Source organism: Bacillus sp. JJ722, assembly GCF_036963345.1.
Taxonomy (GTDB): domain Bacteria; phylum Bacillota; class Bacilli; order Bacillales; family DSM-1321; genus Bacillus_AD.
This window is the reverse complement of sequence record NZ_JBALMO010000197.1, coordinates 1-1,989: the sequence shown is the minus strand read 5'-3', so window position 1 is coordinate 1,989 and position 1,989 is coordinate 1. Positions and strand designations below refer to the sequence as shown.

General features: G+C 33.0%; 2 protein-coding genes and 1 pseudogene. All 3 read left to right on the top strand.

Annotation, left to right across the window (positions count from 1 at the left end; all coding sequences use genetic code 11):
- Positions 1-297: hypothetical protein (locus V7014_RS20570; RefSeq protein WP_335509831.1), on the top strand; the 297-nt coding region annotated here is incomplete at its 5' end.
- Between the two features lie 158 nt (positions 298-455).
- Complete coding sequence (locus tag V7014_RS20565; protein WP_335509829.1) at positions 456-995, top strand: GNAT family N-acetyltransferase; 540 nt, start codon at positions 456-458, stop codon at positions 993-995.
- A gap of 282 nt (positions 996-1,277) precedes the next feature.
- Positions 1,278-1,989 (top strand): annotated as a pseudogene (locus tag V7014_RS20560) (IS110 family transposase); the annotation flags it as partial.

The window sequence follows — 1,989 nt, the reverse complement described above, 5'->3', positions numbered from 1 at the left end:
TGGGTTATTTATTCTACATTTTTATTAATAACTTTGGGTCTAGCTATATTTAGTATTATACAAAGTAAAATTAAAAGCTTGTCTATTATAGCGATTGTAATTATTTGTACTACCCCTGTTATTGGTATAATCAATAGCATTGAAAGAGAGAATGGAATAAATGAATTTGAACACTTAGTTATTCATTTACGACAAGGATCTTTGTGGGCTTTTTATATCATTATAAGTCACTTATACATATTAGTTTGGTGGATTTTGTTTTTCTCTAAGGATCAAGTAACTAAACGTTCTGGTTAATGGTTGCTTAAGCAAAATATCATTGCTGGAATATTGATGTTTTTTCTTATGCTGCTAACGGTGCAGTTTAACTTTATAAGATGTAAGCATTATTTGTTTCTTTTCGACAGAAGTTCCATTTGATAAACTTCACTTATAGATATGGGAGTTGAAGATAAATGATATATTATAATGATGAGAATATACTTTTTCGAGCAATGATTAAGAGTGATAGGCAAGACTTTGTTAATGCATTTGCTGAACAGAATTGGCATAAACCATTTGAGTTATTTAATGAATATTATAATCAGCAAGAAAATGGTGAGAAATCAGTCATTGTAGCTGAAGTAAATAGTGAAGTTGCTGGATATGTTACATTACTTCCTTCTACTACAATTGGTCCTTATGCTTATAAAAACATACCTGAAATAGTTGATTTAAATGTACTTGTAAAATTCCAAAAGATGGGTATTGGCAACGAAATGATGGATGTATTAGAGGGGCTTGCTAAAGAGAAAAGCGATTCTATTTCATTATCAGTAGGATTACATTATGGATACGGTTCTGCTCAAAGAATGTACGTGAAAAGAGGATACATTCCAGACGGAACTGGAGCTTGGTATAGAGGGAAGCAATTAGAACAATATGCAGAATGTGCAAATGATGATGATTTGACACTCTACTTTTTAAAACGTTTAGATACCATCAATAATCCTTGAAAAGTCAAAATAAAAACGTATGAACTAACAGGTGCATTCGTATTATATAGTTCAGCCAGAACTTTCTGGTTGAACTTTTTTAGTTTAGATTTAATCTATCAGTAGGCAGGGTAGAACGTCCGGGTGCGTGGGACATATTGATTCCGTCGGCTAAACTGTTCACCCCCTACTTGTAGAAATATGTTTGAGGCTGGTTGGTACTTAGATCTCGTATAACAAGCGAAGCTATAATACTACTTGGAGGAAATAGGGGTTACTGGCGAATACGCAAGAGGAGAAAAAATGAACCCAGTTGTGGGTATAGACGTAGCTAAAGGAGAGAGTGAAGTTCAGGCTTTTTTAGATAAAAGACAGCCATATGGCAAAAGTTTTTCAATCAAGCATAATCGTGAAGAATTAGATGAGTTTATAAGTTTCTTAGGGGATATTAAATCAATGACTGGTCAAATGCCAGTGGTCATATTAGAATCAACAGGGCATTATCATACTCCCATTATTCAATGCTTAGAAGAGAACGAAATCCTTTATATTTTGTTGAATCCAATTATTTCTCATCAAGCAAAGAAAGCAAGTTTAAGAAAGGTAAAAACAGATGCTTTTGATGCCTATCAATTATGTATTCTTTACTACAAAGAAGAATTTGAGCCTTATAAAATGAGAGGAATTCACCTTTTAAACCTTCGAAATCTAACTAGACAACAAGAGATTATAACGAATATGTATGTGGAAGTAAAACTACAATTTCATACGATTTTAGATCAGATTTTCCCTGAGTACAGAAAGGTTTTTGGAGATCTTTTTTCGAATGTATCTTTATTGATACTAAGAGAATATCCAACTTCGCAGAAGGTTCTAGAGACTGACTAAGAGGACCTAGTAGAACGAATTAGAGGTTATTGCCCAACTCGTTCTATTCAGTGAGCAAGAGAAAAAGCAAGAAAATTGATATATTCAGCTTCTCAAAATCCATTTCAAAAGGTGATGTATCAAAGTC